The 16,853-nt window shown below is 43.4% G+C and carries 13 protein-coding genes; 7 read left to right on the top strand and 6 right to left on the bottom strand.

Translation table 11 applies throughout. The features are described 5' to 3' along the window. Position 1: 1 nt before the first annotated feature. The 4 genes from AACT52_RS36515 to btpA all read right to left on the bottom strand — a co-directional run bounded on the left by AACT52_RS36515 (position 2) and on the right by btpA (position 5,504). Positions 2-328: a hypothetical protein gene (locus AACT52_RS36515; protein ID WP_233153820.1), complete on the bottom strand. Its 327-nt coding sequence runs from the start codon at positions 326-328 to the stop codon at positions 2-4. A 702-nt stretch (positions 329-1,030) separates the two neighbouring features. Further along, on the bottom strand, positions 1,031-3,238 hold the full coding sequence (locus AACT52_RS36510; protein ID WP_233153819.1) for a CHASE2 domain-containing protein: 2,208 nt from the start codon (positions 3,236-3,238) through the stop codon (positions 1,031-1,033). Positions 3,239-3,548: 310 nt separating this feature from the next. Further along, a complete protein-coding gene (locus AACT52_RS36505) occupies positions 3,549-4,514 on the bottom strand; it encodes a vitamin K epoxide reductase family protein (protein WP_073628374.1) in 966 nt (321 codons plus the stop codon). Between the two features lie 141 nt (positions 4,515-4,655). Then, a complete protein-coding gene (btpA, locus tag AACT52_RS36500) occupies positions 4,656-5,504 on the bottom strand; it encodes a photosystem I biogenesis protein BtpA (RefSeq protein WP_073628372.1) in 849 nt (282 codons plus the stop codon). 828 nt (positions 5,505-6,332) lie between these two features. On the opposite strand from btpA, the gene rimO reads away from it, so the two are divergent. From rimO to AACT52_RS36485, 3 genes are all read left to right on the top strand, one after another. Beyond that, entirely contained in the window at positions 6,333-7,652 is a 1,320-nt protein-coding gene (rimO, locus tag AACT52_RS36495) for a 30S ribosomal protein S12 methylthiotransferase RimO (protein ID WP_073628370.1), read from the top strand. Positions 7,653-7,734: 82 nt separating this feature from the next. Further along, complete coding sequence (locus tag AACT52_RS36490) at positions 7,735-9,279, top strand: DEAD/DEAH box helicase (protein ID WP_073628368.1); 1,545 nt, start codon at positions 7,735-7,737, stop codon at positions 9,277-9,279. A 271-nt stretch (positions 9,280-9,550) separates the two neighbouring features. Further along, entirely contained in the window at positions 9,551-10,138 is a 588-nt protein-coding gene (locus tag AACT52_RS36485; RefSeq protein ID WP_073628366.1) for a Uma2 family endonuclease, read from the top strand. A gap of 5 nt (positions 10,139-10,143) precedes the next feature. Here the strand turns inward: AACT52_RS36485 and AACT52_RS36480 are convergent, their stop codons facing one another. Then, entirely contained in the window at positions 10,144-11,052 is a 909-nt protein-coding gene (locus AACT52_RS36480) for a class I SAM-dependent methyltransferase (RefSeq protein WP_073628364.1), read from the bottom strand. 266 nt (positions 11,053-11,318) lie between these two features. Further along, on the bottom strand, positions 11,319-12,728 hold the full coding sequence (locus tag AACT52_RS36475; RefSeq protein WP_073628362.1) for a glycerol acyltransferase: 1,410 nt from the start codon (positions 12,726-12,728) through the stop codon (positions 11,319-11,321). An 83-nt stretch (positions 12,729-12,811) separates the two neighbouring features. Between AACT52_RS36475 and AACT52_RS36470 the strand changes: the two genes are divergently transcribed. The 4 genes from AACT52_RS36470 to AACT52_RS36455 all read left to right on the top strand — a co-directional run bounded on the left by AACT52_RS36470 (position 12,812) and on the right by AACT52_RS36455 (position 16,802). Beyond that, positions 12,812-14,626 carry a proline--tRNA ligase gene (locus tag AACT52_RS36470; RefSeq protein ID WP_233153818.1) on the top strand — a complete coding sequence of 605 codons (1,815 nt, stop codon included), beginning with the start codon at positions 12,812-12,814 and terminating at the stop codon, positions 14,624-14,626. A gap of 103 nt (positions 14,627-14,729) precedes the next feature. Beyond that, positions 14,730-15,536, top strand: coding sequence for an LmeA family phospholipid-binding protein (locus AACT52_RS36465; protein WP_073628358.1), 807 nt, complete (start codon positions 14,730-14,732; stop codon positions 15,534-15,536). A 65-nt stretch (positions 15,537-15,601) separates the two neighbouring features. Then, a complete protein-coding gene (locus tag AACT52_RS36460; protein ID WP_073628356.1) occupies positions 15,602-16,222 on the top strand; it encodes a GerMN domain-containing protein in 621 nt (206 codons plus the stop codon). Between the two features lie 274 nt (positions 16,223-16,496). Next, positions 16,497-16,802 carry a helix-turn-helix domain-containing protein gene (locus AACT52_RS36455; RefSeq protein WP_233153817.1) on the top strand — a complete coding sequence of 102 codons (306 nt, stop codon included), beginning with the start codon at positions 16,497-16,499 and terminating at the stop codon, positions 16,800-16,802. The last annotated feature ends 51 nt before the right edge of the window (positions 16,803-16,853 follow it).

Here is a 16,853-nt window from a genome sequence, read left to right as displayed (position 1 = left end):
TTCATCGAGTACCACTACCGTACTGGCTATCAGGACCACCATAATTTGGTGGTTCGTAATTATTATCTAAGTCAGCATCAGAAACAGCTTGCTTGAACACTTGAGTATCAAGCTTGAGATTTGCTAACTCCTCATTATAGCAGTTCTCAGTTGTATGTACTACTCGGTAGGGGCAAAGGCTAGCCGTGCCCCTACTTTGACTGTGTTTAACTCCATTGAAAACTGCTTTATCTGTGGTGTGCGAATCCACAGCCGCCGCAGTATCAGCAATTTTGGCAGTTATCAGATAGGCTCCGATAAAAAATATCACAACACTAGTGAGTCTCAAGCTAGTTCTCATACGCCTCTGTAGATTCCCGTTGGGTTTATTTAATTTCGTATTCTTTTTTACTTAAAAACGAAGACATATATTTAAAGAATTATAAAGTTCACGCTGTCATCAGGATAATTACTTAACTGTGCCATCTTTCGGGAGTGGTAAATAGCAGCTTAACCATAGGTCTATTTTTACTGTCTATTTCAAGTTAGTTAAGTTTTATTATGAAAATGGAGTCAGTCACCTCTATCGAAAGAGTGAATACGTTACTGGTGAACACAATCCATTTACTGGTATAAAAAATTTAGTTCATCAAATATGAATATAGCAGTTGTTGTTCGTATTCATCGAACTGGGGTGCTATTTGTGGGGTGTAAAGCTGTAAGCTAATTTCTAGACAAAGTATTAAGCTGTTACGCAGGTTTTTTGCAGACGATCAAGATGCGCACAGGAGGGTAATACCAATTCGCTCATTCACGCATTCATCTCTGTACGGCATTAAGAAAGGCAGATATAACCAGGGTTTGGCAGTGTGTATCTGTCCCATTCTTTTTTCACGCTTGGTATAAGTTCAGTAGAAGCCCAGGGAATCAAGAATCCCACGGCTTTAAATGAAAACGAGCTAACGCCGTGTTTTCACGCGCAGTGGGAGTATCAATATTTAGACGATAGTTTAGGACGGGCGAGATAGCATCTCACAAGAAAAATGACTCATTAGGCAAACTCATACCGATTTTTCCCGAGATGCTTGGCACGGTACATTGCATTGTCTGCCAGCTTAATCAAAGCTTCACTGTCTCGGCTGTTACTTGGGTAGAAACTGATGCCAATACTGGCGGAGATTTTCATTATATGTCCTTCTAAGACAATCGGCTCAGTAAGAGTTGCTAGAATTTTTTCAGCGACTGTAGCAGCAGCTTGTAGCTTGGGAATTGCCCGTAAAATGACGGTGAATTCATCACCACCCAAGCGAGAAACAGTATCACTGCTACGTAAGCAGTGGGTGAGACGTTGGGCAACGGTTATCAACAGGCGATCGCCTATCTCATGCCCAAAGGTATCGTTAACTTGTTTGAAGCCATCTAAATCAATAAATAGTAGCCCTGTTAACGAATTATTTTCCTGTGCCCACAAAAGGGACTCTTGAAGTTGTTCTATAAAATATTTACGATTGGGTAGACCAGTCAGGGCATCGTTATAAGCAAGATAACGTAAGTGGTCTTCTTTGACTTTTAATTGTTTGTTCATCCGAGATAAGTCATCAGCAGCACGTCTGAGTTCGTCTTCCATCCGCTTGCGTACGGTAATATCTCGCATAACCCCAACTAAGAAGAAATTGCCTGCGGCATCTTTATGAAGCGATCGCTTTGTGGCAATCACATGAGTGATTCCACGCGCGTCTGTAAAGTCTTCTTCGTTTTCATGGGGTTGCTGCGTTTGAAAAACGAGCTCATCTGAGGCACGAAAAGCATCCGCCTCATGCTTGGGGAAAAAGTCATAGTCAGACTTTTCAATTAACACATTTTCGGGATAGCCAATAAATTGACAATAAGCCTCATTTAAGGCTATCCACTGATGTTTTTTATTTTTGACAAAAATTGGATCAGGAATCTTATTGATGAGTTGATGCAAAAACTCTTTGGAGCGTTTCAACTCTTCCTGACGATATGCAACTTGATAAGTGATTGCAATAGCTGAGCCACTAAAGGTGAGCAACGCAGGTACAACTGGTATCCACCAACCAAACAACAAAGCAAGGTAGGCGCTTCCACATAGCACAAAGTATAATAGTAGAATGCTGATAAAGTTTAAGTTTGGACGTTGTATTCGCCTGGTTACAACTGCTCCCACATAAGCCCAAGCAGAAATCCACAAGCATTCTATAAGGTGAGACCAAACTTTGAGTAAAGGTCTTCCTTCGAGGGCGGCTGAGATAATCTCACTGATAAAATGAGCTTGTAGTTCAATGCCAGCCACAGGCTTGACCGTACCAATCAGACGGCTGGAATATGGGAAAAATACAAAATCCTGGAGACTAGTCGCAGTGGAACCAATAAGTACAATGCGGTCTTTAATCCAACTTGGTGGTACCTGATTGTTTAACACATCTCGCATCGATACCTTGCGGAAGCCATAACCTTCCACTGATGAGCTTCCGGTGCCAACTTTGGGAAAATTAGACAAAATTTGGTATCCTCTGTTATCAGCTCCCACGTAGCCACCATCATTAGGCTGAAAACGGCGGAACTCAGCCTTACCCAACTGTAAATAGTCAGGATTGTTTTTTGCTTTCTTGGGAGTAATACCGTTGGACTTTAAATACATTAAAGCGAGTTTCAAAGCAAAACTTTCGTGTGCTTGATGCTCAGTGTGCCAATATAATAAGCTACGACGTACTTTGCCATCAGCGTCATACACCACATTGTTAAAACCTACTCGGCGGGTCTGATAAAGCCACGATGCTGGAGGAACACTGGTGTTTTTATTATTGGACAGGAGTTCAATTCCAACCAAGTTTGGTATGGATTTGTAAGCTTTAACCAAATCCTGATGACCTGGTTCCACTGGTAAATTACGGTAAATATCTAAACCAATAGCCCGAGGTTGGTTATCTTTTAATTTTTGCAACACCTCAGCAATATTGCGGTCTGGAATTGGCCATGAACCGACTTGGTGTAAAGAAGCTTCGTCAATCGTTACAATTGTAATGCGCTGCTCTGGTGGCTCCTGTGGACGCAACTGAAAAAGATAATCCAAAGCTGCCCACTCTAAATATTGCATGAATCCGAAAGAGCGCAGCAATAGAATACAGGCTGCTACGCTTGAGGCGGTAAAAAGTTCCCTACGTCCTTGATGAAGTGGTTGTTGCAGTGCAAACCGTAACTTCACAAGACGCTGACTAAGCTGCTTACTTATTCCCATAACCTAGTTGGGAGAAATATTTTTATATTTTTGTAATTATTAACGACCTGGCGAATGCAGTTCATAGGCTACCCTTACTGCTTTATAAGCTGTTAATCTACTCGTTGAGTTATTAAAGACAATCTCAGATGTCTCTGATATAAATTACTCATCATTTCGTAAAACGGCAATGGTATCTTTCGCAACATCAAAAAAAATAAGTCAGATGGTAGAGTATGACTCATAAAAAAAATAAGTCAGATGGTAGAGCAAAAGTCATACATTACTACCACCCGACTTTTTTGTCTTAAGTTATGCTGCTGCCTGCAGGCTACTTGAAAGCGCCAGGAAAATTTTTAAAGTTGCGCGGACCTTGATAACCAGAAATTTGCGCTAATTTCTCTAATGCTTGCACGTTGGGATAAAGTTTACCGTTAATTTCCCAAGTAGGAAAGCCTTGAATGCCAGCTGCTTTGCACAAATCTGGACGGGCGTCTTTGCCCTGCGGGTCGCACTCTATGTGCTTAATTTCTTGATACGCCTCTTTACCAAACAGTTGCTTTTGTTCATGGCAATGAGGACACCACCAAGCTATGTATTCTTTAGCACCTATTTTGGTCAAGTGACGTGCTAACTGAATTTCTGCCTCACCAGAGGTGGTAGTGATGGGCCAACCAACTCCAAGTGTGGGTTGTCCTGTTGGTTCTAAGCTAGCAGTATTAGAGCCAGTGTTAGCACTAGGGTTATTCACATTCGCATAAACGCCTAAAGTACCAATCAGCGTCACCATGCCCACAACAATGGCGGTAAAGAAGATTTGCCCAATATCTTCCCACGTGCGACCGATCATGGTCAGTACTAAGAGGCTGGTGGAGAAGATAGCTGAGGCAAGACAGTAGAGACAGAGTGATTTGATTTTGAAAAATAGCAGGTACATTAAGTAGCCACTAAAGACAGACATGGCGATCGCACCTGCCAAAAGCAGCAACCACGTCCAATTTTCCAGCTTTGTCCGAGTATCTTTACTTTGGGAAGGGTTAACTGCCAAAGGAGCCAAAGCGAAGATAGCCATACTGGCGTAAGCAAGAAAGCCAAACAAGGCTAAAGGTAGCCCGAAAACGGTAGCATAAGGGCTAGACAGTACTAAATCACAGCTATTGGTGGGGCAAGCGGCGGAACTTAGTGTCAACTTAACTACGGTGAGATAACCCGTTGTCAATGCACCAACAGATGCGATCGCGGCAATTAATATCCGCGACCATCTATGAATCCAGGGAGTACTACGGCGGCGATTCATAAACTGCAATAGAGAATTGGGAATTGGAAACTGGTAATTAGTCAGAGAGCCATTTTTGTGAATGATGAATTACGAATTGTGTTTTTCCTCATTTATAATTCATCATTCATGACTACCTCTCACCCATTACCTATTCCGTACCTATGAGTGTAGCTTTACAGAAGGAATTGATTTTGTTTCCTCTTTAGAGTTCCAACCTTTACGTGCAGCTTCCACAAACTGACTGACCCGATTTGGGTCTATAGGTTGCTCGCGGCGACCGTGGCGTTTCAACGCACTGGAAACAATCACACCATCTGCCGCCACCAGGAGTGTAGCAATATTTTCCCAACTTGCTCCACTGCCAATCAACACTGGAGTGCCGTTAGCAGCAGAAGTTGCCAATTCCAAATCTTCTAGGTTTGGAGGATCACCCGTAGCCCAGCCAGACATAATCACTGCATCTGCCAAACCGCGTTCAATTGTGTCTTGCACTGCAGTGGTGAGATTCACCGCACTCAACGGACGGGCGTGTTTGACCAACACATCGGCGAAAATTTTCACATCGCTGCCTAACTCCCGCCGATACCGTAGCAGGTGATGAGCTTCTCCCTCAATGATACCCTGGTCGGTTGCCATGACACCTGTCAGTACATTAACGCGAATGAATTGCGCTTTTGTGCAGGTGGCGATCGCTATTGCGCTTCTGGCATCGTTCCGCAAGACATTTATACCTACAGGTAGCGTCACCAAATTCTGTATCCGCTGTACCACTACGGTCATGGCACTCACAACTGCTGGATCAACCTGGTTTTTGGGAAACGGCGCGTCGAAAAAATTCTCCACAATAATGCCGTCAACCCCTCCACTTGCTAGGGCTGTTGCTTCTTGTTCGGCACGGTCTATAACTGCTTTCAGGCTACCTCCCCAACGGGGCGAGGTAGGTAACGGTAGTAGGTGAACTACGCCAATAATTGGTGTTCGGGTTTTAAATAGCTGATATAAAGTCACGTCTTTAACCCGCTTTACGGAGTCTTCAGTCCTTAGTCCTTAGTCATTTGTTATTATCGCTGCTAACTATTGACTATTTACTCATGACTCATTACTAATTAAGTAAAGTAAAGGGCGCTGTACCTCCTTTGAGGTGTCTAACCGTGCTGCCATTTCTGTCACGCATTTCATTTGCACCCTGTTAGCAGCTAGGATGCTTGCTAGCACTGGTTTCTTCGACTTTCAAATGGAAATTGCTTACCTCCACCTTTAGATGGAATTTAACGTAACACTTTCCCTAAGATATGTTAAGATAACATATGGATAGAAGAGGAGTTTGCCGCTCATAAGACGCGAGGCAGCTTTCCGATGAACAGGCATCTCGCCTGATCAAGGTACAGGCATTACCGCTATACAAGCTTCGTCACGCGATATTTTCAAAGGCTGGTAGCGACTTCTCCAAATGCGCCACACACACTTGGTTTCGGCGAGATGGATGACTCCGCTCCTGACCAAAACCAGTGTCATTTAGAGAGTGGCTTCCCAGTAGATTGATTAATAACATACACTTTGCGGTAATATAGAATACCAAAAGGTAAAATTTTAAAAAAGATTAACTACTAGTGTCCAATTTATCTAAATTCTGTCTATTTTGCCCGAGAAAAAAATTAATAAAGTTATCATAGCATGAACTCCAGATTCATCATGGTGCTAGCTTGCTTTGACGGTGTGTAACATTTCAGGTCATGGCTTAGTTTCAGAGGTTTTGACCTAGTTGATATCTCAAGCAAAAATTTTGCGCTCAAGGGCGTTAAAGTACATGAAAAAACCTAAAGACTCTTTGTTAATATGGGTGACAAGCCAACAATTTCAATTTCTCACCTAGGCTGCGAGAAAAATCGAGTTGACACAGAACATATGCTAGGACTGCTGGTAGAAGCAGGCTACAGCGTAGATTCTGATGAACAGTTAGCAGATTATGTTATAGTCAATACATGTAGTTTTATTGAAGCAGCAAGACAAGAATCTGTCAGAACCTTAGTGGAACTGGCAGAGGCAGATAAAAAAATCGTTATCACAGGCTGTATGGCGCAGCACTTCCAAGAACAGTTATTGGAAGAGCTGCCAGAAGCCGTAGCCGTAGTAGGAACCGGGGATTATCACAAAATAGTCGATGTCATTCAGCAGGTAGAACAAGGCAAGCGGGTTAAGATCGTAAGTTCACAACCAACCTACATTGCTGATGAAACCACACCCCGTTATCGCACTACGACTGAAGGCGTGGCTTACCTGCGGGTTGCTGAAGGTTGTGATTACCGATGCGCTTTTTGCATAATTCCCCACCTGCGGGGAAACCAGCGATCGCGTACAATTGAATCAATAGTGACCGAAGCAGAGCAGTTAGCAAGTCAAGGGGTACAGGAAATTATTCTAATTTCCCAAATAACCACCAATTACGGTATTGATATTTACGGCAAGCCGAAGTTAGCCGAATTACTCCGTGCCTTAGGGAAAGTTGATGTGCCGTGGATTCGCATGCACTATGCGTATCCCACCGGACTGACCCCAGATGTGATAGCGGTCATTCAAGAAACACCGAACGTCTTGCCTTACCTGGATTTGCCCCTACAACATTCCCATCCAGATATTCTCCGGGGTATGAATCGTCCCTGGCAAGGACGAGTGAATGATGCGATTATCGAACGCATCAAAGACGCGCTACCAAACGCTGTGCTGCGAACGACATTTATTGTCGGTTTTCCAGGAGAGACACAGGAGCATTTTGAGCATTTGTTACAGTTTGTCGAGCGTCATGAATTTGACCACGTAGGTGTCTTCACCTTTTCAGCAGAAGAAGGAACTCCCGCCTACAACCTACCAAACCAACTGCCCCAATTCGTCATGGATGAGCGGCGGAACGTATTGATGGAACTCCAACAGCCAATTTCTTTAAAGAAAAATCAACAAGAAGTTGGCAAAGTGGTCAATGTTCTGATTGAACAAGAAAATCCGGTAACAGGAGAATTAATTGGTCGTTCTGACAGATTTTCCCCAGAAGTCGATGGGCAGGTCTTAGTTCATGGGGAAGCACGATTAGGAACAATCGTGCCAGTAGCTATCCAAAATGCTGATGCTTACGACCTTTATGGTCAAGTTGTCAATAATTAATGGTTATTAGTTGTCATTATTAACCCATAACCACTAACTACTAACCAATCTATAAAGAGCAAAGAAAAACATAGGAGATTTGATGAATCTTTCGTTTCTAGATTTAGGAATTTCACAAGAGCGTGTTGAGCAATTAGAAAAATTAGGCTTTACCGCACCAACTAACATTCAAGCACAAGCAATTCCCCACCTATTGGGTGGTCGCGATGTCGTAGGTCAATCGCAAACAGGAACAGGAAAAACAGCGGCATTTTCCCTACCGATCATAGAGCGGCTCGATCTGACTCAAAAAGCAGTCCAAGCTGTGGTTCTGACACCGACTCGTGAGTTAGCCATCCAAGTTCACGATGCTATAAGCACCTTCATGGGAACCCAAGGATTGCGGGTTTTAGCAATCTACGGTGGTCAATCGATTGAGCGCCAAATGTTACAACTCAAACGCGGCGTTCACATGGTTGTAGGTACGCCAGGGCGAGTCATAGACTTGCTAGAGCGGGGTAGTTTGAAGCTGGATCGCGTGAAGTGGTTTGTGTTAGATGAAGCCGATGAAATGTTGAGCATGGGCTTTATCGACGATGTAGACAAAATTCTCTCACAAGCACCTCAAGAGCGCCAGACAGCGTTGTTCTCGGCAACTATGCCACCTTCAATTCGCCAATTGGTGAATAAGTTCTTGCACTCGCCAGTGACAGTGACTGTTGAGCAGCCAAAAGCCGCTCCTAACAAAATTAATCAAGTCGCTTATCTTGTACCGCGTCACTGGACGAAAGCCAAAGCTTTACAGCCCATCTTGGAAATGGAAGATCCAGAATCGGCTTTAATCTTTGTCCGCACCAGACGTACAGCAGCAGAACTAACAAATCAACTGCAAGCGGCAGGTCATAGTGTTGATGAATACCACGGTGATTTGTCACAACAAGCACGGGAACGGTTACTGACACGGTTCCGCAATCGTCAAGTACGCTGGGTGGTCGCAACCGATATTGCGGCACGAGGTTTGGACGTTGACCAGTTGTCTCACGTCATCAACTTCGACTTACCCGATAGCGTAGAAACCTACGTCCACCGGATTGGTCGTACTGGTCGAGCTGGTAAGGAAGGCACAGCAATTTCTTTAGTACAGCCGTTTGAGCGACGCAAGCAGCAACTGTTTGAACGCCATAACCGCCAAAGTTGGCAAGTCCTGTCGATTCCTTCACGGACACAAATTGAGGCACGGCACATAGAAAAATTGCAAGTTCAGGTGCGCGAAGCTTTGGCTGGCGAGCGTTTGGCTTCATTTTTACCGATGGTGAGCGAACTGATTGAACAATACGATGCTCAGGCGATCGCTGCGGCAGCGTTGCAAATCGCTTACGACCAAACCCGTCCTGCTTGGCTGCAATCAGAACTTGATATTCCAGAAGAAGAGATCGTGCAGCCATCTGCCAAACCCAGGCTGCGTTCCAACAACCGTCGCGGTGAGTTTTCTGGTGAGCGCAGTCGCTCCGCTTGGGTACCATCAGACGGCAGCACCACAGAAGGAGACAAACACAGTTCCAAGCCCAAACTGCGGACAGGACGTCGCGAGAATTCCATGTCTCCGAAAAAGCTAGGTTCTACTACAGCTAGAGAAACAGCTTCATAGTGACTAGTTATTAGTCATGAGTCCTGAGTTCTTGACTTTTGACTACTGACTTTTCCTTCAACTAAGGATTGATAAGGTTATCAATCTGGGCAATTTCATCAACAGTCAAAATCAGCCCAAAGTGCCAGCATGGTTTGTCTTGGTAGGGCTGTTTTTGCATTGGTAAAGGAAAAGGTCACTAGTACCGCTGAAGTAGGGCAGGCAAGACGCCTGCCTCTGTTTTTGCTATTAAATATTAAGATTCAAATAGTCCTGCACTTCCTAAAATGCTATGACCATAACCACCGCTAAACGCTTTACCATAGCCGAATATGACCGTTTAGCAGAACTCGGATTTTTCAGTGAAGATGACCGAGTTGAGCTAATCAACGGAGAAATTATCCCAATGGTATCGAAAGGTAAACCACATTCTGTTTGCGAAACCCGTTTAGAACGAGAGTTATATAAGCTTCTGGGGGAACGTGCAACCCTACGAGGACAACAACCGATTATTATTCCTGACTATAATGAACCTGAACCAGATAGAGTTATTGTAAAAAATCGAGAAGACGATTATCTCAGCACTCATCCCCATCCAGATGAGATATTACTTTTAATTGAAATTTCTGATTCCTCTTTAAAATATGACCAAGAGGTGAAATTACCAATTTATGCTGAAGCGGGTATTTCTCATTATTGGATCTTTAATCTAGTAGACAATTATCTGGAAAACTACAGTGAATTTTATCAAGATTTGCAAGGTAAATTTGGTTATCGCAGCAAATTGATTTTTCTGCCTAATGAATCAGTTAATCTACCGTGTTTTCCTGATCTATCCTTAGATTTATCAAAGGTTTTTCCAAAAAAATTACCTGAGTAATACGCTCAACTCTGCATTGCAAGCATTTTCTTGACTGCCAACTTCAATTCACTCTTTTTTTTATCTAAATACGGTTTCCTGATATTGTCATCTCTAAAGAGAGAGATAGAGTTCATAATTGATGGCTTTTCCAGTTTAGTAAACTCCATTGGTTTGAACTTAAAGAAAGTTTTTTGACTATACCAATAAAGTAGCATTCCACTTTTTAGAAACAAAAAAGGTGTCTTATTGGCAAACTTTAAGTTAGATTGTAAATGTGTGGGAAAATTATCTGAAACAGCACCGAATGCTTCTGTTATTAGTGCTATTCCTCCTATTCTCAACATCAATGAAATATCTCTGATAGCTGATATTGGGTCAGTAAGATGTTCAAGGACTTCAAAGGAAAGTACAACATCGTATTGAGAAGAAAGACAGGAATCAAAGTCAGATATAAGATTTACACTGTTTCCTAGTAAATCATAATGAGCGAAGCGCTTTGTTGCAAAATCATAAGTTTTACTGCCAGGTATGTCAAAATAGTTGACCTTAAAGCCATTCCTTACAAGCTCTAAAGAATCATTGCCAGTGCCGTCACCCAACATTAGTATTGCTAATTCATCTAAAGCACGATCGCTCTTTTGGGCGTATAAGCGAATCCTTTCAACCGCCTGTTGAATCCAAAGCTGTCTTTCATTTGTTGCCCAAAAAACTAGAGTTTCAATTATCAACCCATATCCTTCTTTGTATAGCTGTTCCATTTTGTCGTCATATACATGCGGAGTTATGCCAAAATGCTCAGCATCATGTTTCACACTCCCATCCCCCAGAGCCTGCTTCCACACTCTGTGTTCTACTTCCTGTCTGGGTAACTCAGTAAAATTAACTAGCTCATTGACAATGTCCTGATAACTAACAGGAATTTGAATTTCCATTGTATTTATTTTGCCTCCTAATTGTGATATTTGATTTGTATTAATTTCGTTTAATAGGCTTTTGATAGGCTTGCAGAAAAAGCAGACAAGTTCTTTTTGATACAATACTTGCAAAAGCCTGACCTGTATTCACAGACACTAGGAGCAGTGTTACAAAGCTTGTCATCAGGGGCAAAGTCACGAGAGAAAGTGCCAAATCGTTTTTACGATTAACTTTGAGCTAATTGCCAGAAATTCTTCTCAAAATAGGATCGCTGTCAGCAATATTACCTTCCCTTCAAAATCAAATCCTCCATCGCCAGCTGTAAATCCTTCGTTAAATCAGCTACCGCTTGCCTTGCACCTTGCCGACTCGTCTTATAAGCTGGATAACGTTCTGAAACCGATAATGGCTCACCTATAGTTATTTTTACCTGTTGCTTGCCAAGAGTTGGACGCCCGGAGGGGTTACCACCTCTAATTCGAGTTACCAAATCCCATATCAGTAATGTTGTCTCAGCAAAGCGTTCTGCTGTGGGTTTTTCGCGTACGTATTTGCCTGTGACAGCCACAAAACTTTCTACCAGCCTCATGTGCCACATCCGCAAATTCGCTTCTTCGGCAATGCGATCGCCTAAAGCACGTTCTAAAGGCGACAGTGCTTTCACATCTTTAAATTCTTCTCGAAAAATATAATTCCAGCCAGCTTGTTCTACTCGACGACAGCGGTCATTAAAATTGCCTTTGGGTTGTAAATCAAAATACTGTTCTGCTACGTGTAACACGACATTTAACAAAGCTTGCAAACGAGCTGCCAAAAGTTCATTGGCATCTTTTATGTCCCCTTGTACTGGCAGTTTTTGATGATAAAATCGCGTGTAGAAATTTTCCATCAAAGACAGTAAATGTTGGCTCAAATGAAACAAACGTGGGTAGAGGGAGTCCGGTGATAGAGACGCGCCATCTTGTTGTAGAGACGCGCCACCTCTCGTCTCTACAGGTAAACCACTAGCAGCTTCCAATTCACTCAAAAGGTTGGCGATCGCACCCCAAGGAGTGGCGACGTACTTGTATTTAATCCCAACTGGTACAATAAAAACCTGCTCATCTCGATTGTCCTTGTGCAAATCTTCAGCACACCAAAAACCGAGTTGAGCGATACCGGGTTCCAAGGGGTTGACAATTTCTGAAAGACCATTCGTGGCTCCTTCTGGTGCAGCTGCCATCGGGAACTGACCATTGGCAAACAAATCACGCGCTGATCGCAACCCTGTCCAATCTGCCTTACCTCGCTGGATAGATGTGCCACCTAAGCGCGGAGCAACCCAGCCGATGTAAGAACCAGCCCATAGAGGAATTCCACGGTCGTAGATAAAATGGGCATGAATCGGAGGCTGTAGCACGATACCCTTGTGTCGTGCTAGTTTTGGCAAAATGTGGGAAAGCAAGTAAACCAAACAAAGCGGGTCTTCTGCCTTGGGATGGCGAAAAGCGATTAAAAAACGGATTTTCCTATCCTGAAACTGGTGATATAGATCCAGCAAAACTTCTAGGTTGTCTGCTTCAATATGACTAATTGCCGTTCTCCAGTGTATTAAGCTGGGTAGGAAGAATTGGCAGACTCGTAGAAAGGTGGGGTCTAGCGCTGGAGGGATAAATTCTAGGGGTGGCTGTGCTTGATAAATGACATCAGGCAAAGTGATTTTCTCCTGAAGTTGCAAGCGTTCATTTTAGACTGTAACTGAAATAGAGATTATCGAATTTGGAAAGGGGACAAACGATGCGACTGTCACAAATGTTATTCGTTACACTCAGGGATGACCCAGCAGATGCTGAAATTCCCAGTCATAAACTCTTACTCCGCGCAGGCTACATTCGTCGCATCGGTAGTGGTGTCTATGCCTATCTTCCTTTGATGTGGCGGGTACTGCAAAAAGTTTCCCAAATTGTCCGCGAAGAAATGAACGCCGCAGGTGGACAAGAATGTCTGTTACCCCAACTCCAACCTGCTGATTTATGGAAAGAGTCTGGACGCTGGGATACTTATACCAAAGCCGAGGGTATTATGTTCGCCCTCAAAGACCGCCGCGACCAAGAACAAGCCCTAGGACCGACTCACGAGGAAGTCATCACGGCGATCGCTCGTGATATGATTCGTTCCTACCGTCAGGTACCACAGCTCCTCTACCAAATTCAAACCAAGTTCCGCGATGAAATTCGTCCCCGGTTTGGTTTGATGCGTGGACGAGAATTCATCATGAAGGATGCTTACTCGTTTAACGTAGATGAAGAAAGTTTGGAAAAAACTTATCAGGATATGCATACCGCTTACAGTAATATTCTACGGCGGTCTGGTTTGGCTTTTCGTTCTGTGCAAGCTGACTCTGGGGCTATAGGTGGTTCTGCTTCTCAAGAATTTATGGTGCTGGCGGAAGCAGGCGAAGATGAAGTCCTCTACACTGAAGATGGGCAGTACGCGGCTAACGTGGAAAAGGCGGTTTCTTTACCACCTGACGCGGAAACTTCAGCATTTACCAGTTATGAAAAACGCGAAACACCAGGGACGGAGACAATTGAGAAACTCTGTAAATTCTTGAAATGTTCCCCTACCCAAATTGTGAAAAACGTTCTTTACCAAACAAATTTTGATAATGGAACAACAGTGTTGGTGCTGGTAAGCATCCGAGGCGACCAGGAAGTTAATGATGTCAAATTACAAAATGAATTGACAAAGTTAGCCCCCAAGTACGGTGCGAAAACGGTGATCAAACTTGCAGTACCAGATGCAGAAGCTCAAGGAAAATGGGCGAATCAACCTTTACCCTTGGGGTATATTGCTCCTGATGTTGCAGATGATTATATTAAGTCTGTCAAAGATGTCGCACCTCGCTTTTTACGTTTGGTCGATAAAACAGCGGTTGATTTAAAAAACTTTGTTACGGGTGCAAACGAAGCTGGTTACCACGTCGTAGCAGCAAATTGGGATGAGCAATTTAAATTACCAGAATTAAGCGTAGATATACGTAAGGCAAGACCAGGCGATCGCGCCATCCATAACCCAGAACAAACTCTACAAAGCGCACGTGGAATTGAGGTAGGTCACATTTTCCAATTAGGTACCACGTATTCCATCGCAATGGGTGCAACTTATACCAACGAACAGGGTGAAGAAAAACCTCTACTTATGGGTTGTTATGGTGTGGGTGTGTCAAGATTGGCTCAAGCTGCTGTAGAGCAATCTTACGACAAAGATGGAATTATTTGGCCGGTGGCGATCGCACCTTATCACGCGATTGTGACGATTCCTAACATCAACGACACTCAACAAGTGGAAATTGCGGAAAAACTTTATGCCCAACTTAATCAAGCGGGAATTGAAACCTTGCTCGATGACCGTAATGAACGGGCGGGAGTAAAATTCAAAGATGCGGATTTGATTGGGATTCCTTACAGAATAGTCACAGGGCGAGCAATTGCCAATGGCAAAGTCGAAGTTGTGGAAAGAAAAAGCCGCAACTCACAAGAAATTGCGATCGCTGACGTTGTATCTACATTAAAGCAGTGGATTCATCAATCAGTGAACAGTCAACAGTGAACAGTCAACAGTGAACATGAAGGAATCTTGGTAACTGGTAACTGGTAACTGATAACTGATAACTGACAACTGGTAACTGAATACCCTAATTACAAACGAAAACGTGGAATTCTTCACACTCCTTGTATCTGGCGCTTTAGGGTTAGTGACTCCGGTGGGACTGGTGGTTGATCAGGCTGCTGTTGCTGCTATCCGTTCTCAATTGGCTCAAGTTGAACAATTGCAAGTGCGAGTTGACAACGCCCCTACTCATCAATTGCTGCAAGGTAAGGTGGAAAGGGTGCGTATTGCGGGGCGTTCTTTGCAACTCAAGTGGCAAGAAATTCGGATTGCAGCTTTAGAATTGGAAACCGATGCCATTGAATTAGAACCGCGTAGTCTTGGAAGCAGACCGAAATTCAAACGACCTTTACAAGCTGGTGTACGTTTGGTGTTAACTCAGCAGGATATCAACAAACTCATACAATCACCTCAATTCATAACCTTGTTGCAAAAGCTAAAAATTAACACAGGCAATTCTTCAAATACAGGGTATAACTCTGTTTATAATTTTGTGAATCCAAATGTAAAATTTTTAGCAAATAACCGCTTGAGTTTGCAAGTAGAATTACAGGAGAAAGGTCTGGAGAAGCCCTTGTTAATTAGGGTGGAATCAGGATTTCATATCGTTGGTGGGAAGAATATTCAGTTAGTTGACCCAATTGTGGCAGCGAATGGTGAAGAGGTTCCACCTCAATTTGTAAATGCAATTGTCAACAATATCAACAAACGATTGGATTTAGGAAATCTGGAAGATGACGGTCTACAAGTGCGAATTCTAAAATTGAGTATGAGACCAGAAGAATTAGAGATTGCCGCATTTTTACGAGTAGAGCCATCCTCTAGGTTTTTGGAAACCCCCGGCTCCTAAGTATCGTCGTTAACCAGGCTTATCCTCATACAAATGCTATTTTAGCCTTTAGGAAGGTTTTCATTATGAAAGAACAGCAAGGACCTAACCGTATTTCTCCAGGTATCATCGCAGCTGTTTCAGCAGCAGTGATTGCAGTGACTGCTGGTGTTGCTTTTTTTGCATCGAAATCTGATGATAATAATAAGGCTCCTGTAGCAATCCCTGTTCCAGAAGTAGTTCAACCTAAGCCATCAGAAAATCGGGTAGCTAATGAACAAAATGCTGAAATCTTTTGGCTGCAAGACACTGGCACTGGTTTAAAATTGGTTCCCCAAACAGTTCAAGTTAAAGCAGTTGGGAAGTCGCCCAATCAAGTATTAGAAGGGGCTTTCCAACAATTATTAGCTGGACCCACAGAAGGGACGGACTCTACCACAATTCCAAAAGGAACTAAGCTGTTGAGCGTCAAGGAGGCGTCGGATGGCATCCACGTCAATTTATCGGAAGAATTTAGTAGTGGAGGTGGTAGTTCTTCAATGATGGGTCGTGTGGGGCAAGTTGTCTACACCGCCACAGCTTTAGATAAGAATGCCAAGGTGTACATTGAGGTCAACGGGCAACCATTGGAGGTTTTAGGTGGTGAAGGTCTGGAGTTGGAACAACCACTGACACGTGAAAGCTTCGATAAAAATTATTCACTTTAGCTAAGAGTCATTAGTCATTAGTCATTAGTCCTTAGCCACAAGCGATGACATCAGGACAAAGGACTTTTGACCGAAAATAATGGGATACAAGCCCCGTCCTTCTAGGACGGCTTTTTGTCTTAGAGTGAACAAATAAACTCTCTCACTCCGTGTGTCTTCGTCCTACCCGACTTGGCGCAATAGTCTTCAAGAATTTTTAGTTTAGACTCAGGTAATCGGATATTTAGCGCTGATTGCGATGGCATTGTATTGATATTTGTAATACAATACTACTATGAAAGCACGTTATCGCTACAGAATCTATCCTGACGACCAACAACGCCAAGCTTTAGCTAGGTTATTTGGTTGCGTCCGTGTTGTTTGGAATGATGCGCTAGCGCTGTGCAAACAGTCTGAGAAACTCCCTAAGTTAGGAGATTTGCAAAAAATCTGTATTACTCAGGCGAAGAAAACTGCATTGCGTGAGTGGTTGGGTGAAGTTTCCAACATTCCATTGCAGCAGTCTATCGCTGATTTGGGGGTGGCGTTCCAGAACTTTTTTGCATCTGGCAAGGGTAAGCGAAAGGGAGTCAGCCCCTGAGTCCTTACGGACACGCTCCGCGAACGGGGAAGTCACGCATTCACGCATTCA

Origin of the sequence: Scytonema sp. HK-05 (genome assembly GCF_963872035.1) — a bacterium.
Lineage (GTDB): Bacteria > Cyanobacteriota > Cyanobacteriia > Cyanobacteriales > Nostocaceae > Kalymmatonema.
Note: the sequence above shows the minus strand (reverse complement) of the source record. Positions and strands in the feature narration are given on the sequence as shown.